The following is an 18,678-nucleotide window of genomic DNA, read 5'->3' on the forward strand; positions in this document are numbered from 1 at the left end:
GACACCCACCCCGCACGCCGGCACCGAACTACGATGGCGCCATGCCAGAGATCGCGGCGGGGCCATCCGGTCGTCGGCGCGTCTCGCCCGGGGCCGTTGTCGACTCGTTCTTCTTCGTGCTGGCCGGATTCGCGTCGGTGTGGCTGGCGGTGCTGCTGGCCACCGAGAGCCTGGCCCTGGGCTGGGGGCTGCTCTGGTTCGCGGTACTTTTCTGGGCGCTGCTGGCCTACCTGGTCTTGCCGAGGCTGCACCGCATCCTCACCAGGCTCTACGTGCCCGATTACTTCATCGGCCGCACCCGCACGAGCGACGGCCTGCTCGGCGACCCGGTCAACCTCGCGGTCACCGGTAGCGCCGAGCAGCTGCACGCGGCGCTCGCCGCGGCGGGCTGGATCCGAGCGGACGACGTGACGCTGGCCTCGAGCTGGCGCATCGTGACGGCAACGGTGCGCCGGCGCAGTTACCTGCAGGCGCCGGTGAGTCCGCTGCTGCTCTTTGAGAGGGTGCAGGACTTCGCCTACCAGCAGGAGGTGGCGGACAATCCGGCCAAACGCCACCACGTGCGCTTCTGGCGCTGTCCAGACGGGTGGATGCTGCCCGGCGGGCACCGGGTGGATTGGCTGGCGGCCGGCACGTTCGACCGGTCGGTGGGGTTGAGTCTGTTCACGCTGCAGGTCACCCACAAGATCGACGAGCACACCGACATCGACCGCGACCACATCGTGGCCAGCATCCGCCAGGCGGCGCCGGAGACCCGCATCGTGCTGCTGCGGGACTTCGCCACCGGCTATCACTCCCGCAACGGCGGCGGCGACAGCATCCAGACGGATGGAGATCTGCCGGTGATCGACCTACGCGGAATGCCGCCGGCCGGAGACCGGACCGGCGAACCTGAGCCCGGAACGCCGGCGCGCGGCGAGCCCGGCGCCGTCATCGAGCTCACCGGGCTGTCGTGACGACCTCCGGAGCCCCCGCCGGGATCAGGCGCCCCGCCTCGGTGGTCGGCGGGGTGCTCCTGATGTGCGCCCGGGTCGTGTCCGGCGGGTTCGTCATCTTCACGGTCGTTGTTTCCTGGGACACCTTCGCCGCCACGATCGTGCTGGATGGCCAGAAGCCCGGGTCGCAGACCGCGGGTGTGGTGCTGGGCTCGATTCTGGCGGTGTACGGGGTGTACCTGTTGCTCTACCTGGGCCTGGCCGGGCTGGTGTTCACCGGCCGCAACTGGGCCCGGGTGGTGGCAATGTCGTTCGCCTCGGTGAGCATCCTGATCTCGTTCGCGGACTATTCCCTGAACGGCGCCCAGATCACCCTGCGCACCTCGTTGGTGAGCGTCACGATCGACATCCTGATCCTGCTGGCGCTCTCGAGCACGAAGGCGCGCCACTACGCCAGGGCCGCCAGGGCGGAGCGATGAACCGGGACAGCCGGCGAACTCGACCGGGTCGGGCCGATCCGCAAGCCGGTGTTCGGGCCGTCGATTCGGGGAGGTCAGGAACCGGTGCTGACGAGCGGGGCGGCGGTCGTCGCGGCGCTCGCCGCGGCGCTCGCCGGAGTGAGCACGCTGCGGCGGGTGGCGGCGACGATCATCACGATCGCCGCGGCCGCGGTGATCGCGGCTCCTGCCCAGAGCGGTGACGTGTAGCCCAGGCCCACGCTGATGGTGATGCCGCCGATCCAGGCGCCGAGGGCGTTGCCCACGTTGAACGCGGCGATGTTGGCGCTCGAGGCCAGGGTCGGCGCGGTGTCGGCGTAGAGCATGATGCGGGTCTGCAGGCCGGGAACGGTGCCGAAGCCGAACCCGCCCATCAGCACCAGCGCGATCACGGTCGCGACGGGGTTCGCGGCGGTGAGGGCGAACAGGACCATCACCACGGTGAGTCCGATCAGCAGCACCACCAGGGTGAGGTCGAGCCGCCGGTCCGCGGCCTTGCCGCCGAGGATGTTGCCCACGAACAGGCCGGCGCCGAAGACCACGAGCAGCCACGGCACGGCCGCGCTGGAGAATCCGCTCACCTCGGTGAGCGTGTAGGCGATGTACGTGAAGGCACCGAACATGCCGCCGAAGCCGAGCACGGTGACCACCAGCGAGAGCCAGACCTGGCCCGACCTGAACGCACGCAGCTCGCCGCGCAGGTTGCTCACGTGCGCGGTGTCATCGGTCGCGCGGGGCACCAGCGCCACGATGCCGGCCAGGGCGATGACGCCGATCGCGGTGATGGCCCAGAAGGTGGCCCGCCAGCCGAAGCTCTGGCCGATGAAGGTGCCGAACGGCACCCCGAGCACGTTGGCGAGGGTGAGGCCGGTGAACATGATGGCGATGGCGCCGGACTTTTTGCTCGCCGGCACCAGGCTGGCCGCGACGACAGCGCCGATGCCGAAGAAGGCGCCGTGGCAGAGGGCCGCGATGATGCGGCCGAGCAGCATGATCGAGTAACTGGGGGCGAGGGCCGAGACCAGGTTGCCGAGGATGAAGAGCACCATCAGGCCCACGAGCACGTTTTTGCGGGGCAACCGGGTCACGGCGGCGGTGAGCAGGATGGCGCCGACGGCCACGCTCAGGGCGTACCCGGAGATGAGCCAGCCGGCGGCGGCCTCGGTGACGGCGAAGTCGGCGGCCACCTCCGGCAGCAGGCCGGCGATGAAGAAATTCGGTCAGGCCGATCCCGAAACCGCCGAGGGCGAGTGCGATCAATCCAATGGGCATCAAAAATCCTTCAGGTTTCTGGGCGGGTTCTTGCACGTCCGCATGGTGTGCGCAGATAGTTGCAGGCGCGCTATAAATGATTGCATACGCTAGATAAGGGCGCAAGCAACTACATTGCGGGATGGCTGTCGGCTCGGTCCCGCGGGTCGGCTCAGGCGGCGTGCGCCGCACAGGCCGGGGCGGCCAGGGCCACGCAGTCCAGGCACATCACGAGTTGCTCCCGGCAGGACAGGTCCCGGCAATTGAGCATGTTCTTGGTGCCTGCGCCGCAGACCTGGCAGTGCCCGAACACCGCGGCGTGATCGCTGAAGTCCACCGAAATCCGCTGGTCGAACACATACAGGGAGCCGTCCCACAGGCCGTCGTCGCCGTACGCCTCGCCGTAACGCACGATGCCGCCCTCGAGTTGATAGACCTCGCCGAAGCCGCGGTCCTTCATCAGCGACGAGAGCACCTCGCAGCGGATGCCTCCGGTGCAGTAGGTCACCACCGGCTGGCCCTTGAGATGGTCGTACTTGCCGCTGTCGAGCTCGGCCGCGAACTCGCGGGTGTTAGCCACATCCGGCACTACGGCGCCCCGGAACCGGCCGATCTCGGCCTCGAACGCGTTGCGGCCGTCAAAAAACACCACGTCGTCACCGCGTTCGGCGACCAGGGCATGCAGCTCGGCCGGAGCCAGGCGGGTGCCCCCGCCGACGACGCCGCCGGCGTCCACGCTCAGGGACTCCGGTGAGCCGAAGCTCACGATCTCGTCGCGCACCTTGACAACCAGGCGCGGAAAGTCCAGGGTCGCCCCGGCCACATCCAGGCCGGTGCCCTCGCTCCACTTGAAGTCGATCTCGGCGAACGGGGCGTATTGGCGGGTCTTGCGCACGTAGCGCTTGAGCGCGGGCAGGTCGCCGCCCACGGTGCCGTTGAGGCCGTCCTTCGAGATCAGGATACGGCCGCGCAGGCCGAGCGACTCGCAGAGGTCACGCTGCCACAGGCGAATGGCCTCGGGGTCGGCGAGCGGGGTGAAGACGTAGTAGAGCAGGATCTTCGGGATGGCCATCCCCACATTTTATGGCCGGTGCACGCGCGACAGGAGCGGTGCGCCGGGATGCTGCTCCACGTAGGCTGAGTCCACCAGATCGCCACCAGTGCAATGGAGTGTGTATGCCCACGACCGATCCCTTCGCCCGTTTCGGCGAGGTGCCCCTGTTCAGCCTGACCAGTTTGGTGATGACCGACGGCGGCCCGCTGGCTGCCGCCCAGTACGGCGGCGGCGCCGGCGGTGCGGATGTCTCGCCCGACCTGCACTGGAGTGGCTTTCCCGCCGAGACCCGGAGCTTCGCGCTCACGGTGTTCGATCCGGACGCCCCGACCGGGTCCGGATTCTGGCACTGGGCGGTGTTCAACATTCCCGCCGACGTCAACAGCCTGCCCACCGGCGCCGGAGTCCAGAACTCGCCCCTGTTGCCCGCGGGCGCCGTCGTGATGCCGAACGAGGAGCGCCAGCCCACCTTCATCGGTGCCGCCCCGCCGCCCGGAACGGGCACACACCGCTACCAGTTCGTGCTCCACGCCCTGGATGTCGTGGACCTCGGCGTCGACCCCGCCGCGACACCGGCCGTGCTCGGATTCAACGTGCACTTCCACACCCTGGCCCGAGCGGTGCTCGAGGCCACCGGTGTGGCCGGAGGAGCCGCCGCGGCTGCCTAGCCGGCCGGGCTCGCTCCCTCGCCGGCGCCTGCCTGCCTGCCGCAATCTGATGCCGCCGGGTGCCGCGCGCCGCGCACCCCCGGTCGTTCCAGGGGCCGGATGCCGCCGGGCGGGGCAAGGCGCGCGCACCCGGTCGTTCCAGGGGCCGGATGCCGCTGGGCGGGGTAGGCGCCGTTAGGCGGGTGGCGCGCCACCCGCGCAGCGGCGCCTTACCCGCCTAGCGCTGGAGAGCCGGCCCAGAGCGCTCGGTGCGAGCCCACACCGGTTGCAGGCGACCCCGGTCGAGCCCACACCGGCACTGAGGGATTCTCAGGTGATCTCAGGGTGTGACGCCTAACGTCGTCTCGCGGCACAAAACGATGCAAGCGCTACCAACGCCAGATCGGCAGTTCGACGCCGCATCCGGTAGCGCCTCCTCGGCAGTAAGGCACCATGTTCCACACCTCCCCCCAGTCCAGCAACAGCTTCGACCCCGCCGCCGGCCCTGCCGCGAACTCGCACCTCACGCACCGGGAGACCGGTTTGTCCAGGGTGCCGGTCTGGCTCTGGAAAGCCCTCATGACGCGAATCGCGCCGGGGGAACTGCACAAGTTCAACGCCGACCCGATCGACGACGTCGACTACAACTTCGACCTCGACTACGTGGGCGACGGCATCCGCGACCACCGCCTCGACGTCCTCGTGCCGCACGAGCGCCACGACAGCGACAGCCACGACGCTCAGCACGGGCCCGTCGCGGGCTCGAGCAGAGACCCGCTCCCCGTCTACATCTACTTCCACGGCGGCGGCTGGACCTCCGGCGACAAGGCACCGCTCACCAAGTACGCCGCCAGCCAGGCCGTCGAGGGCATGGTGGTCGTCAACGCCAACTACCGCATGGCCACCCGCTTCAAGATCGGCCACATGCTGAGCGACGCCAACGCCGTGCTCACCTGGGTCAAGCGCAACATCCTCGACTACGGCGGTGACGCCACCCGCATCGTCATCGGCGGCGACTCCGCCGGCGGGCACATCGCGGCCCTGCTCACCGCCGCGGCCCACGACGAGGACCTCGCCGCGCACTACAACCTCGACCTGCAGGTCGAGCCAGAGCACCTGCGCGGACTCGTGCAGCACTGCAGCATCGCCGATTTCTCGGTGATGTTCGAGCGCGGATTCGTGCTCAGCCTGAATTTCCTGCGGATGCTGCTGCCCGAGCGCAGCCGCGGCATGTCCCTGCGCGACGCCGCCCGATTCCTCTCGCCCATCGAGTGGCTCGACAAGGGCTTCCCGCCGGTCTTCATCACCACCTCGGAGCGCGACTACTTCTACCGGGCCAATCTCAACTTCATCAAGGCGCTGCGGCGCCGGTCCATCCTGGCCGACACCGTGATCTACGGGCGGCACCGCACCAACACTCGGCACACCTGGCAGCAGGATGCCCGGCACCCCGAATCGCAGGAGGTCTACCGCCGACTGGGTTCATTCGTGCGCACTGTTGCGGCGCTGCCCGCCCAGGCCGCGCACGCGCTGACCGCGACTGCTCCGGGCGAACCCGTCCCGGCCTAGTTCCGGCCGGCTCCCCGGCGGCGCGGCCGGCCTGCGCGCGTGGGCATGGTAGACAAGTTCGGTACCTGCCAGGCCATCCGGGCCGCGCCACCCAAAGGAGCACAGATGAGCCAGGCCGACACGTTCCCGGTGACCGGACTTCCCAAGACCGGGCTGCCCACCCGCGCACTCGTGGTCGGTGACCCGTTCCGGGCCGAGCAGATCTCCCACCAGCTCGACAACGTGCGTGAGGTCGCTCACCAACGCGAGTACCGCTCATTCGTCGGTGACTGGAACGGCACCCCCGTCATCGTCTCCTCGCATGGCGTCGGCGCGCCGGGGGCGATCTGCCTGTTCCAGGAGCTGATGGATGCCGGCGTGGACACCATCATCCGGCTCGGCACCGCCGGCGCCCTGCTTCGCGGTATCGGCGACGGCGACCTGATCATCGCTGAGTCCTGCGTGCGCGACGACGGCGTCACCCACCAGCTTGTGCCGGAGAGCTATCCCGCCGCCGCCAGCGCAGAGGTCGTGATCGCGCTGGCCGACGCGGCCCGGCGGCACGACGCCCCGCACCACCGCGGCGTCGTCTGGACCCGGGCGGCCTTCTACCCGGGCATCATCGACCTCAACCAGGCCGGCTACGTCAAACTCGGCGTGCTCGCCATCGAGATGGAGCTATCCGCCCTGCTGGTGCTCGCCTCCACCCGCGGGGTACGCGCCGGCGGTGGCCTCGTGATCGACGGCGCCACCGCTGACGACCTCGTCGACACCACCGGGTACGACCCGCACCGCACGGTGGTGGCGGATGGCGTCGGCCGCGGCATCGCCGTCACGCTCGACGCCCTCGTGGCCCTGCCGGAGCTCGTCTGATGGCCGCCGAGCCGGTCGACCTGATCCTCACCGCGGATGCCGTGCTCACCGTCGACGCCGCGGGCACCGTCGTCGAGGCCGGCGCCGTCGCCATCCGGGCCGGGGTGATCGTGGGCGTCGGGCCGGCCGTCGACCTGCTTGCCCGCTTCGTGGCAGGGGAGGTGCTCGAGAGCCCTGGCTGCGTGATCGCCCCCGGCTGGGTGAACACCCACACCCACCTGGCCATGAACCTGTTCAGGGGCGCGGCCGACGATGTCACCCTCGAAGTCTTCCTCGAACGCATGATCGGTGCCGAGATGCGCACCCTGAGCGCCGAGACCGTGTCGATCGGCGCCCGCGCCGGCATCGCCGAATGTCTGGCGGGCGGCACCACCACGGCCCTGGACATGTACTGGTTTCCCCGGGCCAGCCGCGCCGTCGCCGCCAAGGCGGGCTTCCGGCTGCTGAACGGCCCGATCTTCATGGGCAATCAAGACCCGGAAGGCCGCGATTTCGCCGGCATGCTCGCCGAGGCACGCGCCATCCTCGCCGACAACCGGGCCGAGACCCCCGACGAGGACCTCTGGGTGATGCCGCACTCCGCGTACCTGCTCGATCGCGGGCAGCTCGAGAGCATCCGCGCGTTGGCCGACGACGTCGGGGCCCGCGTGCACACCCACGCCTCCGAAAGCCACGGCGAGGTGGCGATGGCGACGCAGGTCAACGGTGACCGGCCGGTGGCCGTGCTCGATCAAGCCGGGCTGCTCACCGCCCAGACGGTTCTGGCTCACGCCGTGCACCTCACCGACGGCGAGATCCACCGCATCGCGGCCAGCGGCGCCGCCGTGGCGCACTGCCCGATCTCCAACCTCAAGCTGGGCTGCGGCATCGCCCGGGTGCCCGAACTCCTCGCCGCCGACGCCGCCGTGGCCCTGGGCACCGACGGGGCCGCATCCGCCGGCGCCCTCGACATGTTCGCGGCCGTGCGGATGGCCGCCCTGCTGCACAAGGGCACCACGAACGACCCCACCATGATCAGTGCCGAACGAGCCGTGCGACTCGGCACCGTCGACGGCGCTCGCGCGGTGGGGCTGGCGGATGTGGGTACCATCGAGGCCGGCATGCAGGCCGACCTGCAGGTGGTGCGGGTCGCGACCCTGAACGCGCAGCCCACTCGCGACCCCTGGTCCGCACTGGTTTACGCCGCCACGGCCACCGACGTGCGGCACACCGTTGCGCGGGGCCGGATCGTGCTGCGCGACCGGGTGCTGCAGACCATCGACGAGGACACGGCCCTGCGCGAGCTTTCGGAGGCCGCCGCCCGCTAGGAGGCCGCTGAACAACTTTGGGTGCGGGTGTCGCTTATTTAAGGCGCGCCTGCGGCGGGTCGGCTCTTGGTCGTTAAGACTGGGGTGATGCAGGGTTGTGATGATGGTCAGCGTGAGATTTACGATGTCGATGCCGTAGCGGGGCACTTGCTTCCGCCTGGATCGGTGTTCGCTTTCCTTGCAGCGCACCGTCGGGAGCTGTTTCCCGACGATGCGTTTGCGGACTTGTTTTCCTCGCAGAACGGCCGCCCGTCAATACCGGCGGACGTGATCGCGTCGGTGATGGTGTTGCAAACACTGCACAACCTTTCCGACAGGGAAGCGGCCGAGGCGTTGACGTATGACCTGCGGTGGAAAGCCGCCTGCGGGTTCGCGCTGACTGAAACCTCTTTCCACCCGACCGTGCTGGTCTATTGGCGCAAACGCTTGGCTGCCAGTGACCGGCCGCACCGCATTTTTGAGGCCGTGACCGCGGTCATTGCCCAGTCCGGAGCATTGTCGGGGCGCAAACGCCGGGCGTTGGACTCAACAATTTTGGAGGATGCGGTTGCCCGGCAGGACACCGTCACGCAGCTGGTCGGACAGATCCGCCGTGTTGGCCGGGAGATCCCCGGCGCGGACGTGAGCGTCGCCGGCTTGACCGGCCATGATTACTCCCAGCCGGGCAAGCCCGACATTGCGTGGGACGACCGCGACGCCCGCGACGAGCTCGTCTCCCGCCTGGTCACCGATGCTCTCGCTCTGCTGGGCAGCATCAACGTCCATATCCTCAACAAGAAGCAGCAGGAAACCGTCGCGCTGCTTGCCTTGGTCGCCGGCCAAGACGTGGAACCCGCCGACGGGTCCGACGGGACCGACGGGCGGTGGCGGATCGCCCGCCGGGTCGCTCCCGACCGGGTGATTTCCACCGTCGATCCTGATGCCCGCCATGCGCACAAGAGCCGCCAGAAAAAGATCGACGGCTATAAAGCCCACGTCAACGCGGAGCCCGACACCGGGTTGGTGACGGCGGCAATGCTCACGAAAGCCTCTGGTTCGCAAAACAGCGACGCGGCTCGCGGCGGCGAGCTGCTCGCGGCCGACGTCAGCATCGGTGAGCAAAACATTGACGTGCTGGGTGATTCGGCCTATGGCAGCGGCGGGCTCCTGACCGAGATTCATGCCGCTGGGCACCGGCCGATCATCAAGCCGATGCCGCTGGGCCGAGCCGTTCCGGGCGGATTCACCATCGATGACTTCACCGTGGATGAAACCCTGCAGACCGTGACCTGCCCGGCCGGGAACGTCCGGTCGCTCAGCCCGAAACGACGGGCCAGTTTTGGTAGTTCGTGCCAGGCCTGCCCGCTGATGGCGCAGTGCACCACCGCGAAGTCCGGCAAGAAGATGCAGATTCATCCGCTGGATCAGGTTCGCCGGGAGCACCGCGTCACCGCTCAGGACCCGGACTTTCAAGCCCTTTATCGCCAGCACCGTCCAATGATTGAACGGACGCTGGCGTGGATGACGCGCGGGGCCCGGCGGGTCCGCTACCGCGGCGTTGCCAAGAACAATGCGGGGTGGGTGATCCGTGCTGCCGCGATCAATCTCAAACGGCTCCTCAACCTCGGTTTGACCAGCCAGAACGGGGTTTGGGCCCTTGGATAACACCCCGACGCACGAGGACCACCTCGGCGCACGGTCCCAGGCGGCAGAGCCGCCCACTACGGCCCCATCGATCAGCCCCGACGCGAGATCCCACCATCGTGGCCGATCGCTCAGTCGACCGCACAACGCCCCACAGCGGAGCAAAAAAACACTCTAAGAACTCGCCGAGGCAACTGGACCCCTAATATTCAGCGCCCTCCTAGCATCATCGGGTGCACATGTTCTTCCGAACCCTGCTTCACACTCTGCTGTCACGCTTCGGTCCGCGCCTCGGGCACTACGACGTCGCCCGCACGCGGTTCATCACGCTGCCCACCGACCAGGACACCCTGCGGCACATGAACAACGGCGTTTACCTGTCGATCATGGACATCGCCAGATTCGACATGCTGCACCGCACCGGCATCTGGGCGATCTTCCAGGCCAAGGGCTGGTATCCGGTCGTGGTGGCCGAGACCATCAGCTTCCGCAAGTCGCTCACCCTCGGCCAGCGGTTCACCGTGGAGTCTCGCATCCTGGGCTTCGACGACAAGGCCGTCTACGTCGAGCAGCGCTTTGTGCGACCCGTCGAAGGCCCGGATGCAACGCCCGGCGAGGTCGAGGTCTACGCCCGCGGCTTCATCCGGGGCCGGTTTCTCAAGCGCACGGGCGGCGTGGTCACCATCGACGAACTCACGGATGCCGTCGGTGCCGTGCCCGACGAAGTGACCGTTCCGAATTGGCTGCTCGAATGGAGCGCCGACGTGGCAATGCCGGCCACCCGGGCTCCGGCCCCCAGTGTCTGGGAGTAGCGGCTAGGCCAGATCCTCGCCCGCCGGAGCCGGAGCCGGCTTGGGCACGAGGAGCTCCTGATAGTGGCTCTTCAGCGCGGGGTAGTACTTGCTGAAAGACGGCAGCGAGTGGTGGGTCCGCGATGCGACCAAACGATCGAGGTAGTAGTCCCAGACCGGTCCGAACGTGGCGGCCTCTGCCGGGGAGTGCAATCGCAGCCCGAAGGTCAGCACGGTCTTGCCCGATCCCTCGGTCAGATGCGCCATCACCCGCCAGGCGTCCTCACCCTCGCCGATGTCCAAGGCCAGCTTCTTGAATTCCACACATTCCAGGATGCTCACGTACTCCCACTGGGAATCGTGCTTCGATTCCATCCGGAACCGCACGGCACCGGTGCGTGGGGACCCCGTGTAGGTGCCGATCCAGCCGTGCAGGGCCTCAGGCTTGGTCACGGCCTCCCACACCGACTCCGCGGGCGCAGGGAAGATGCGGTCGAAGAGCAAGTAGAGCCCGTCGGCGCGGTGGGCGAGTCTTCCGGTGGCATGGGCGACATCCGGCGGGCCGGGTAGGGGCGAAGTGGGCATGGTGACCTCCACGTTGAGTGAAACACGAGCCTTCCCTCTGAGGCTATGCCTAGTTCGGGGCAGCCGCCAGAGTCCTCAGTCGCCCTCGAGGACGGCCATGGCGGCGTTGTGCCCGCCGATACCGCTGACCCCGCCGCCGCGCTGGGCGCCGGCTCCGCAGAGCAGGATCCTCGGATGACCGGTGGCCACACCCCAGCGCTGGGCCGCCGTGTCCCTGGGGGCGTCGTCTTCCAGGAACGGCCAGGACAGGAGCCCGTGGAAGATGTCGCCGCCGGGCAGGTTCAGCGCCTGCTCGAGGTCAGCGGTGGTCTTGATCTCGATGCAGGGCCGGCCGTCGGCATCCCTGAGCAGCAGGTCTTCGACAGGTTCGGCCAACACGGAGTTGAGCGAGGCCAGAACTGCCGCCTGCAGCTGTGCCCGCGCTGCGGTGTTGTCCGAGCGGGTGAGCCGGTCGGGGGTGTGCAGGCCGAACACCGTGAGGGTCTGGGCGCCGGCCGCCACCAACTCGGGCGAGAGGATGCTCGGATCGCTCAGTGAGTGGCAGTAGATCTCACAGGACACCAGCTCGGGAATCCGGCCCGTGCTGGCCTGTCGAAAGGCGGCCTCGAGCTGGCTGAGGGTCTCGTTGATGTGAAAGGTGCCGCCGAACGCGGCCTCGGGGGGCACCGTCGCATCCAGCAGCCGGGGGAGCCGGCGAAGCAGCAGGTTCACCTTGACCTGGGCGCCCTCCGGCTTGACGGTGCCGGGCGGGCGTTCCCCCAACAGGCCGTCCAGCACCCACGGCGCCACGTTCGCCAGCACATGGCCGCCCACAACGCTCTCCTCGCGGGTGTCGTTCCGGTAGCGCACCGTGCCGTCGAGATCGATGCCGGTGACCTCGGCACCGGTGAGGATGCGCGCCCCGGCCTGTCGGGCCACCCGCTCCAGCTCTGCGGTCACCGCGCCCATGCCGCCGATGGGCACGTCCCAGTCGCCGGTACCGTTGCCGATCGAGTGGTACAGGTAGCAACGGTTCGCGTCCAGCGTGGTGTCGTGCACCGAGGTGAACGTGCCGATCAGGCCGTCCGTGGCCACCACCCCGCGCACCAGGTCGTTCGAGAAACGCCGGTTCAGCATCTCGCCCAGCGGATGCTCGATGAACTCGTCCCACAGGGCGTCGTCACCGACCAGCCGGCGAGCCTCGGTGCGGGTGGGCAACGGTTCGCACACCGTGGGAAACAGCGCACGGCCGAGGTGCCCGAGGTCCACGCCCAGTTGCTGCCATGCCGCGATGTCCGCCGCGGCGCCGATCCGCTCGAAGGACGCCCGGGTCGCCTCGGCGTCACCCGCATCCACCAACAGTCCCGTGGCCGGGTCGGCGGGATCAGGGGTGTACGACGAGTACCGGCGCCTGGCCAGTTCGATCGACAGGCCGAGTTCGTCGATGATGCGGGCGGGGAGCAGGCTCACCAGGTAGGAGTACCTGGACAGTCGGGCATCCACCCCCGCGAACGCTGCCGCGGACACCGCGGCCCCGCCCACGTGGTCGTCGCGCTCGAGCACCAGTACGCTCCGCCCGGCAGCGGCCAGATAGGCGGCGGCGGTGAGGCCGTTATGGCCACCTCCGACGATCACGATGTCGTGCGTGGTGTCCATGGGAGAGCCCTTCTCAAGCGACGATGCTGACCTGTCGACCCTATCCTCGCCCGTGCGACACGCCCGGGATGCGGAAGGGATTTGCGACCCCCTCAGAATCCCCGTAATGTCATCTCTCGTCACCCCACAGGTTCGGAAAGCCGCAGAGCTTCCGGCCTCAAGCGGGACCAAATCCAAGCAGAAAATAAAGCGATTCTTCGCCTTGTAGAGCTTGATGAAGTTTGCTTCGAATTCCATTACTGGAAGCCCGGCAGACAACAAGAACAACATCGAAGTGCCCCGGAGCGACAGCCTTTCAGGCTTGAAGTCGGGTGCGTCCGATCCTTGAGAACTCAACAGCGTGCACAATGTCAAATGCCAAAAACCTCGTGGTTTGGATCCGTTTCTAGCGGTGAAGGGCCAAGAGATTCCTTTGGAAAACATTTAAACAACAAAGCAAGTCAGTAATGATTTGTTCTGTCAGTTTCAAACTTGTGTCTTGTTCGCCTATTCCGGCGGCTAGACACACTAGATGTGCCCACTGAGCTTGCTCGGTGAGGCTATTAAACATTTACGGAGAGTTTGATCCTGGCTCAGGACGAACGCTGGCGGCGTGCTTAACACATGCAAGTCGAACGGTGATGAGGGAGCTTGCTTCTTCTGATCAGTGGCGAACGGGTGAGTAACACGTGAGTAACCTGCCCCAAACTCTGGGATAAGCACTGGAAACGGTGTCTAATACCGGATACGAGCTTCAGCCGCATGGCTAGGAGTTGGAAAGAATTTCGGTTTGGGATGGACTCGCGGCCTATCAGCTAGTTGGTGAGGTAATGGCTCACCAAGGCGACGACGGGTAGCCGGCCTGAGAGGGTGACCGGCCACACTGGGACTGAGACACGGCCCAGACTCCTACGGGAGGCAGCAGTGGGGAATATTGCACAATGGGCGCAAGCCTGATGCAGCAACGCCGCGTGAGGGACGACGGCCTTCGGGTTGTAAACCTCTTTTAGTAGGGAAGAAGCGAAAGTGACGGTACCTGCAGAAAAAGCACCGGCTAACTACGTGCCAGCAGCCGCGGTAATACGTAGGGTGCAAGCGTTGTCCGGAATTATTGGGCGTAAAGAGCTCGTAGGCGGTTTGTCGCGTCTGCTGTGAAATCCCGAGGCTCAACCTCGGGTCTGCAGTGGGTACGGGCAGACTAGAGTGCGGTAGGGGAGATTGGAATTCCTGGTGTAGCGGTGGAATGCGCAGATATCAGGAGGAACACCAATGGCGAAGGCAGATCTCTGGGCCGTAACTGACGCTGAGGAGCGAAAGCATGGGGAGCGAACAGGATTAGATACCCTGGTAGTCCATGCCGTAAACGTTGGGAACTAGATGTGGGGACCATTCCACGGTCTCCGTGTCGCAGCTAACGCATTAAGTTCCCCGCCTGGGGAGTACGGCCGCAAGGCTAAAACTCAAAGGAATTGACGGGGGCCCGCACAAGCGGCGGAGCATGCGGATTAATTCGATGCAACGCGAAGAACCTTACCAAGGCTTGACATATAGAGGAAACGGCTGGAAACAGTTGCCCCGCAAGGTCTCTATACAGGTGGTGCATGGTTGTCGTCAGCTCGTGTCGTGAGATGTTGGGTTAAGTCCCGCAACGAGCGCAACCCTCGTCCTATGTTGCCAGCACGTAATGGTGGGAACTCATGGGATACTGCCGGGGTCAACTCGGAGGAAGGTGGGGATGACGTCAAATCATCATGCCCCTTATGTCTTGGGCTTCACGCATGCTACAATGGCCGGTACAAAGGGCTGCAATACCGCAAGGTGGAGCGAATCCCAAAAAGCCGGTCTCAGTTCGGATTGAGGTCTGCAACTCGACCTCATGAAGTCGGAGTCGCTAGTAATCGCAGATCAGCAACGCTGCGGTGAATACGTTCCCGGGCCTTGTACACACCGCCCGTCAAGTCATGAAAGTCGGTAACACCCGAAGCCAGTGGCCAAACCCGTAAGGGATGGAGCTGTCGAAGGTGGGATCGGTGATTAGGACTAAGTCGTAACAAGGTAGCCGTACCGGAAGGTGCGGCTGGATCACCTCCTTTCTAAGGAGCACAGCACCTCTCCTCTGTATACAGGGAGATTCACGGTGCCAAGTCATACGAAGACGAATGTTCTTCGATGGCGCTCATGGGTGGAACATTGACATTGATGCGCAGAGTAATGGTGTGAAGCAAGTACGCTCCCTCGGGGGTTGGAAAGGTTTGCGCCGGCATGAAACGCATATGCACGCTGTTGGGTCCTGAGGGACCGGAACACGAACCGCTTTCGAGTGGTTGGTGGACTTTTCCTCTGGACCTTTTTCGGTCAACAGTTGTACCTTTCGGGGTCGTTGGTCGTCAGGGGTACCGCCCGTACTTTGAGAACTACACAGTGGACGCGAGCATCTTAAATTTGAACCCTTCGGGGTCAAATTACAAAGATCAACACACTCTTTGAGTGTGTGATCATTGGTCAATTTCGGTCACGAACTTTGTTCGTGGCACTTAATCGATTCAAACTCATGTGATTTCAAATTTTCAAGAGCAAACGGTGAATGCCTTGGCATGTAGAGCCGAAGAAGGACGTAGTAATCTGCGATAAGCCTCGGGGAGTTGATAAACGAACTGTGATCCGAGGATGTCCGAATGGGGAAACCCCGCCAGGCCCGTGAGGTGACCTGGTGACTCCCGCCTGAATATATAGGGCGGGTAGAGGGAACGTGGGGAAGTGAAACATCTCAGTACCCACAGGAAGAGAAAACAATAGTGATTCCGTTAGTAGTGGCGAGCGAACCCGGAAGAGGCTAAACCGATCATGTGTGATAGCCGGCAGGTGTTGCATGGTCGGGGTTGCGGGACTTTTCTGCTGCTTCTGCCGAAGCGTGAGGGTTAGAACGTTGTATAGACGAACAGGATTGAAAGCCTGGTCATAGAGGGTGCGAACCCCGTAGTCGAAATGCAGCAATCGCCCGAAGAGTATCCCAAGTAGCACGGGGCCCGAGAAATCCCGTGTGAATCTGTCAGGACCACCTGATAAGCCTAAATACTCCTACATGACCGATAGTGAACAAGTACCGTGAGGGAAAGGTGAAAAGTACCCCGGGAGGGGAGTGAAATAGTACCTGAAACCGTTTGCTTACAAACCGTTGGAGCCAGTCTGATTCTGGTGACAGCGTGCCTTTTGAAGAATGAGCCTGCGAGTTAGTGATATGTGGCGAGCTTAACCCGAGAGGGGAATGCGTAGCGAAAGCGAGTCTGAATAGGGCGATTCAGTCGCATGTCCTAGACCCGAAGCGAAGTGATCTATCCATGGCCAGGTTGAAGCGACGGTAAGACGTCGTGGAGGACCGAACCCACTTCAGTTGAAAATGGAGGGGATGAGCTGTGGATAGGGGTGAAAGGCCAATCAAACTTCGTGATAGCTGGTTCTCTCCGAAATGCATTTAGGTGCAGCGTTGCGTGTTTCTTGCCGGAGGTAGAGCTACTGGATAGCCGATGGGCCCTAAAAGGTTACTGACGTTAGCCAAACTCCGAATGCCGGTAAGTGAGAGCGCAGCAGTGAGACGGTGGGGGATAAGCTTCATCGTCGAGAGGGAAACAACCCAGACCACCATCTAAGGTCCCCAAGCGCGTGCTAAGTGGGAAAGGATGTGGAGTTGCATAGACAACCAGGAGGTTGGCTTAGAAGCAGCCACCCTTGAAAGAGTGCGTAATAGCTCACTGGTCAAGTGATTCCGCGCCGACAATGTAACGGGGCTCAAGCACGCCACCGAAGTTGTGGCATTGATATTTTTGGTAAGCCGCACCCAAGGGGTGTTGGTTCAGCCGTGTTGATGGGTAGGAGAGCGTCGTGTGGCCAGCGAAGCGGCGGTGTAAACCAGCCGTGGAGGCTACACGAGTGAGAATGCAGGCATGAGTAGCGAAAGACGGGTGAGAAACCCGTCCTCCGAAAGATCAAGGTTTCCAGGGCCAGGCTAATCCGCCCTGGGTAAGTCGGGACCTAAGGCGAGGCCGACAGGCGTAGTCGATGGACAACGGGTTGATATTCCCGTACTGACGAAGAACCGTCCAAGCTAATCCAGTAATGCTAAGCATCTGAATCCTCTAGATGGATCCCTTCGGGGTGAAGCGTGAGGCCTAGCGTGCGACCCTATGCTGGTGCGGTTAGCGTATTAACAGGTGTGACGCAGGAAGGTAGCTGAGCCGGGCGATGGTTGTCCCGGTCTAAGGATGTAGGCCGAGAGATAGGCAAATCCGTCTCTCACAACGGCTGAGACCCGATGGGTAGCCCGTGAGGGTGAAATCAGTGATCCTATGCTGCCAAGAAAAGCATCGACGCGAGGTTCTAGTCACCCGTACCCCAAACCGACTCAGGTGATCAGGTAGAGAATACTAAGGAGATCGAGAGAATCGTGGTTAAGGAACTCGGCAAAATGCCCCCGTAACTTCGGGAGAAGGGGGGCCTGAGGCGTGAAGGGATTTACTCCTGGAGCGTTCGAAGGCCGCAGAGACCAGTGGGAAGCGACTGTTTACTAAAAACACAGGTCCGTGCCAAGTCGCAAGACGATGTATACGGACTGACGCCTGCCCGGTGCTGGAAGGTTAAGAGGAACGGTTAGCCGCAAGGCGAAGCTGAGAATTTAAGCCCCAGTAAACGGCGGTGGTAACTATAACCATCCTAAGGTAGCGAAATTCCTTGTCGGGTAAGTTCCGACCTGCACGAATGGCGTAACGACTTCCCAGCTGTCTCAACCGCGAACTCGGCGAAATTGCATTACGAGTAAAGATGCTCGTTACGCGCAGCAGGACGGAAAGACCCCGTGACCTTTACTACAGCTTGGTATTGGTGTTCGGTGTGGCTTGTGTAGGATAGGTGGGAGACTGTGAAGCTTGGACGCTAGTTCAGGTGGAGTCAACGTTGAAATACCACTCTGGTCATATTGGATACCTAACTTCGAACCGTGATCCGGTTCAGGGACAGTGCCTGGTGGGTAGTTTAACTGGGGCGGTTGCCTCCTAAAAAGTAACGGAGGCGCCCAAAGGTTCCCTCAACCTGGTTGGCAATCAGGTGTCGAGTGTAAGTGCACAAGGGAGCTTGACTGTAAGACTGACAAGTCGAGCAGGGACGAAAGTCGGGACTAGTGATCCGGCAGTGGCTTGTGGAAGCGCTGTCGCTCAACGGATAAAAGGTACCTCGGGGATAACAGGCTGATCTTGCCCAAGAGTCCATATCGACGGCATGGTTTGGCACCTCGATGTCGGCTCGTCGCATCCTGGGGCTGGAGTAGGTCCCAAGGGTTGGGCTGTTCGCCCATTAAAGCGGTACGCGAGCTGGGTTTAGAACGTCGTGAGACAGTTCGGTCCCTATCCGCTGCGCGCGCAGGAAATTTGAGAAGATCTATCCCTAGTACGAGAGGACCGGGATGGACGAACCTCTGGTGTGTCAGTTGTTCCGCCAGGAGCACCGCTGATTAGCTACGTTCGGAACGGATAACCGCTGAAAGCATCTAAGCGGGAAGCCGGCTTCGAGATGAGATTTCCATCCCTTAGGGGGAGAGGCTCGCAGCTAGACTACTGCGTTGATAGGCCGGATGTGGAAGAGAGGACTAAAGACTCTTGGAGCTGACCGGTACTAATAAGCCGATAATTTGATAACACACAGTTTGAATAAGCTGTTCTGCGTCCACTATGTGGTTCTCGATGTACGGTCGAGAACAAACGCCCTCCACGGAGGGCTCTATAACTAAAGAATATAGAATCGATTCACCATCACCAGGTGTTTCGGCGGCTATAGCAAGAGGGAAACGCCCGGTCACATTCCGAACCCGGAAGCTAAGACTCTTTGCGCCGATGGTACTGCAGGGGGGACCCTGTGGGAGAGTAGGACACCGCCGGACTTAACTTAGAAAACAGGAAAGCCACCC

At 63.9% G+C, this 18,678-nt stretch carries 11 protein-coding genes, 3 rRNA genes and 1 pseudogene; 11 read left to right on the forward strand and 4 right to left on the reverse strand.

Annotated elements, in window-relative coordinates:
* Positions 1 to 41: 41 nt before the first annotated feature.
* Both BJQ95_RS00585 and BJQ95_RS00590 read left to right on the forward strand, forming a co-directional pair.
* On the forward strand, positions 42 to 956 hold the full coding sequence (locus BJQ95_RS00585) for an LssY C-terminal domain-containing protein (protein ID WP_130177133.1): 915 nt from the start codon (positions 42 to 44) through the stop codon (positions 954 to 956).
* Positions 953 to 1,414 (forward strand): hypothetical protein, encoded by a 462-nt coding sequence (locus tag BJQ95_RS00590; protein ID WP_130177132.1) that lies wholly within the window; start codon positions 953 to 955, stop codon positions 1,412 to 1,414. The genes BJQ95_RS00585 and BJQ95_RS00590 overlap by 4 nt, the downstream gene beginning before the upstream one ends.
* 74 nt (positions 1,415 to 1,488) lie before the next feature.
* Here the strand turns inward: BJQ95_RS00590 and BJQ95_RS00595 are convergent.
* Positions 1,489 to 2,704, reverse strand: a pseudogene (locus BJQ95_RS00595) (MFS transporter).
* A 151-nt stretch (positions 2,705 to 2,855) separates the two neighbouring features.
* Entirely contained in the window at positions 2,856 to 3,755 is a 900-nt protein-coding gene (locus tag BJQ95_RS00600) for a rhodanese-related sulfurtransferase (protein ID WP_130177131.1), read from the reverse strand.
* Between the two features lie 104 nt (positions 3,756 to 3,859).
* Here BJQ95_RS00600 and BJQ95_RS00605 point away from each other — a divergent pair, with 104 nt between their 5' ends.
* From BJQ95_RS00605 to BJQ95_RS00630, 6 genes are all read left to right on the forward strand, one after another.
* Positions 3,860 to 4,405 carry a YbhB/YbcL family Raf kinase inhibitor-like protein gene (locus BJQ95_RS00605; RefSeq protein WP_130177130.1) on the forward strand — a complete coding sequence of 182 codons (546 nt, stop codon included), beginning with the start codon at positions 3,860 to 3,862 and terminating at the stop codon, positions 4,403 to 4,405.
* Between the two features lie 432 nt (positions 4,406 to 4,837).
* On the forward strand, positions 4,838 to 5,953 hold the full coding sequence (locus BJQ95_RS00610) for an alpha/beta hydrolase (RefSeq protein WP_240694675.1): 1,116 nt from the start codon (positions 4,838 to 4,840) through the stop codon (positions 5,951 to 5,953).
* A 105-nt stretch (positions 5,954 to 6,058) separates the two neighbouring features.
* Positions 6,059 to 6,805, forward strand: a complete 747-nt coding sequence (locus tag BJQ95_RS00615) for a nucleoside phosphorylase (RefSeq protein ID WP_130177129.1) — start codon at positions 6,059 to 6,061, stop codon at positions 6,803 to 6,805.
* Positions 6,805 to 8,112 (forward strand): amidohydrolase family protein, encoded by a 1,308-nt coding sequence (locus BJQ95_RS00620; protein ID WP_130177128.1) that lies wholly within the window; start codon positions 6,805 to 6,807, stop codon positions 8,110 to 8,112. The genes BJQ95_RS00615 and BJQ95_RS00620 overlap by 1 nt, the downstream gene beginning before the upstream one ends.
* Positions 8,113 to 8,199: 87 nt before the next feature.
* A complete protein-coding gene (locus tag BJQ95_RS00625) occupies positions 8,200 to 9,756 on the forward strand; it encodes an IS1182 family transposase (protein ID WP_130178737.1) in 1,557 nt (518 codons plus the stop codon).
* 212 nt (positions 9,757 to 9,968) lie between these two features.
* On the forward strand, positions 9,969 to 10,547 hold the full coding sequence (locus BJQ95_RS00630; protein ID WP_205750131.1) for a thioesterase family protein: 579 nt from the start codon (positions 9,969 to 9,971) through the stop codon (positions 10,545 to 10,547).
* Positions 10,548 to 10,550: 3 nt separating this feature from the next.
* Here BJQ95_RS00630 and BJQ95_RS00635 read toward each other — a convergent pair whose 3' ends face one another.
* Entirely contained in the window at positions 10,551 to 11,111 is a 561-nt protein-coding gene (locus BJQ95_RS00635) for an SRPBCC domain-containing protein (protein WP_130177984.1), read from the reverse strand.
* A gap of 75 nt (positions 11,112 to 11,186) precedes the next feature.
* Positions 11,187 to 12,746: an NAD(P)/FAD-dependent oxidoreductase gene (locus tag BJQ95_RS00640; RefSeq protein WP_130177983.1), complete on the reverse strand. Its 1,560-nt coding sequence runs from the start codon at positions 12,744 to 12,746 to the stop codon at positions 11,187 to 11,189.
* A 549-nt stretch (positions 12,747 to 13,295) separates the two neighbouring features.
* Here BJQ95_RS00640 and BJQ95_RS00645 point away from each other — a divergent pair.
* The 3 genes from BJQ95_RS00645 to rrf all read left to right on the forward strand — a co-directional run bounded on the left by BJQ95_RS00645 (position 13,296) and on the right by rrf (position 18,651).
* A 16S ribosomal RNA gene (locus tag BJQ95_RS00645) occupies positions 13,296 to 14,818 on the forward strand.
* A gap of 464 nt (positions 14,819 to 15,282) precedes the next feature.
* A 23S ribosomal RNA gene (locus BJQ95_RS00650) occupies positions 15,283 to 18,410 on the forward strand.
* A gap of 124 nt (positions 18,411 to 18,534) precedes the next feature.
* Positions 18,535 to 18,651, forward strand: a 5S ribosomal RNA gene (gene rrf, locus BJQ95_RS00655).
* The 16S, 23S and 5S rRNA genes sit together here, the layout of an rRNA operon.
* Positions 18,652 to 18,678 lie beyond the last annotated feature (27 nt).

Source organism: Cryobacterium sp. SO1 (genome assembly GCF_004210215.2).
GTDB lineage: Bacteria > Actinomycetota > Actinomycetes > Actinomycetales > Microbacteriaceae > Cryobacterium.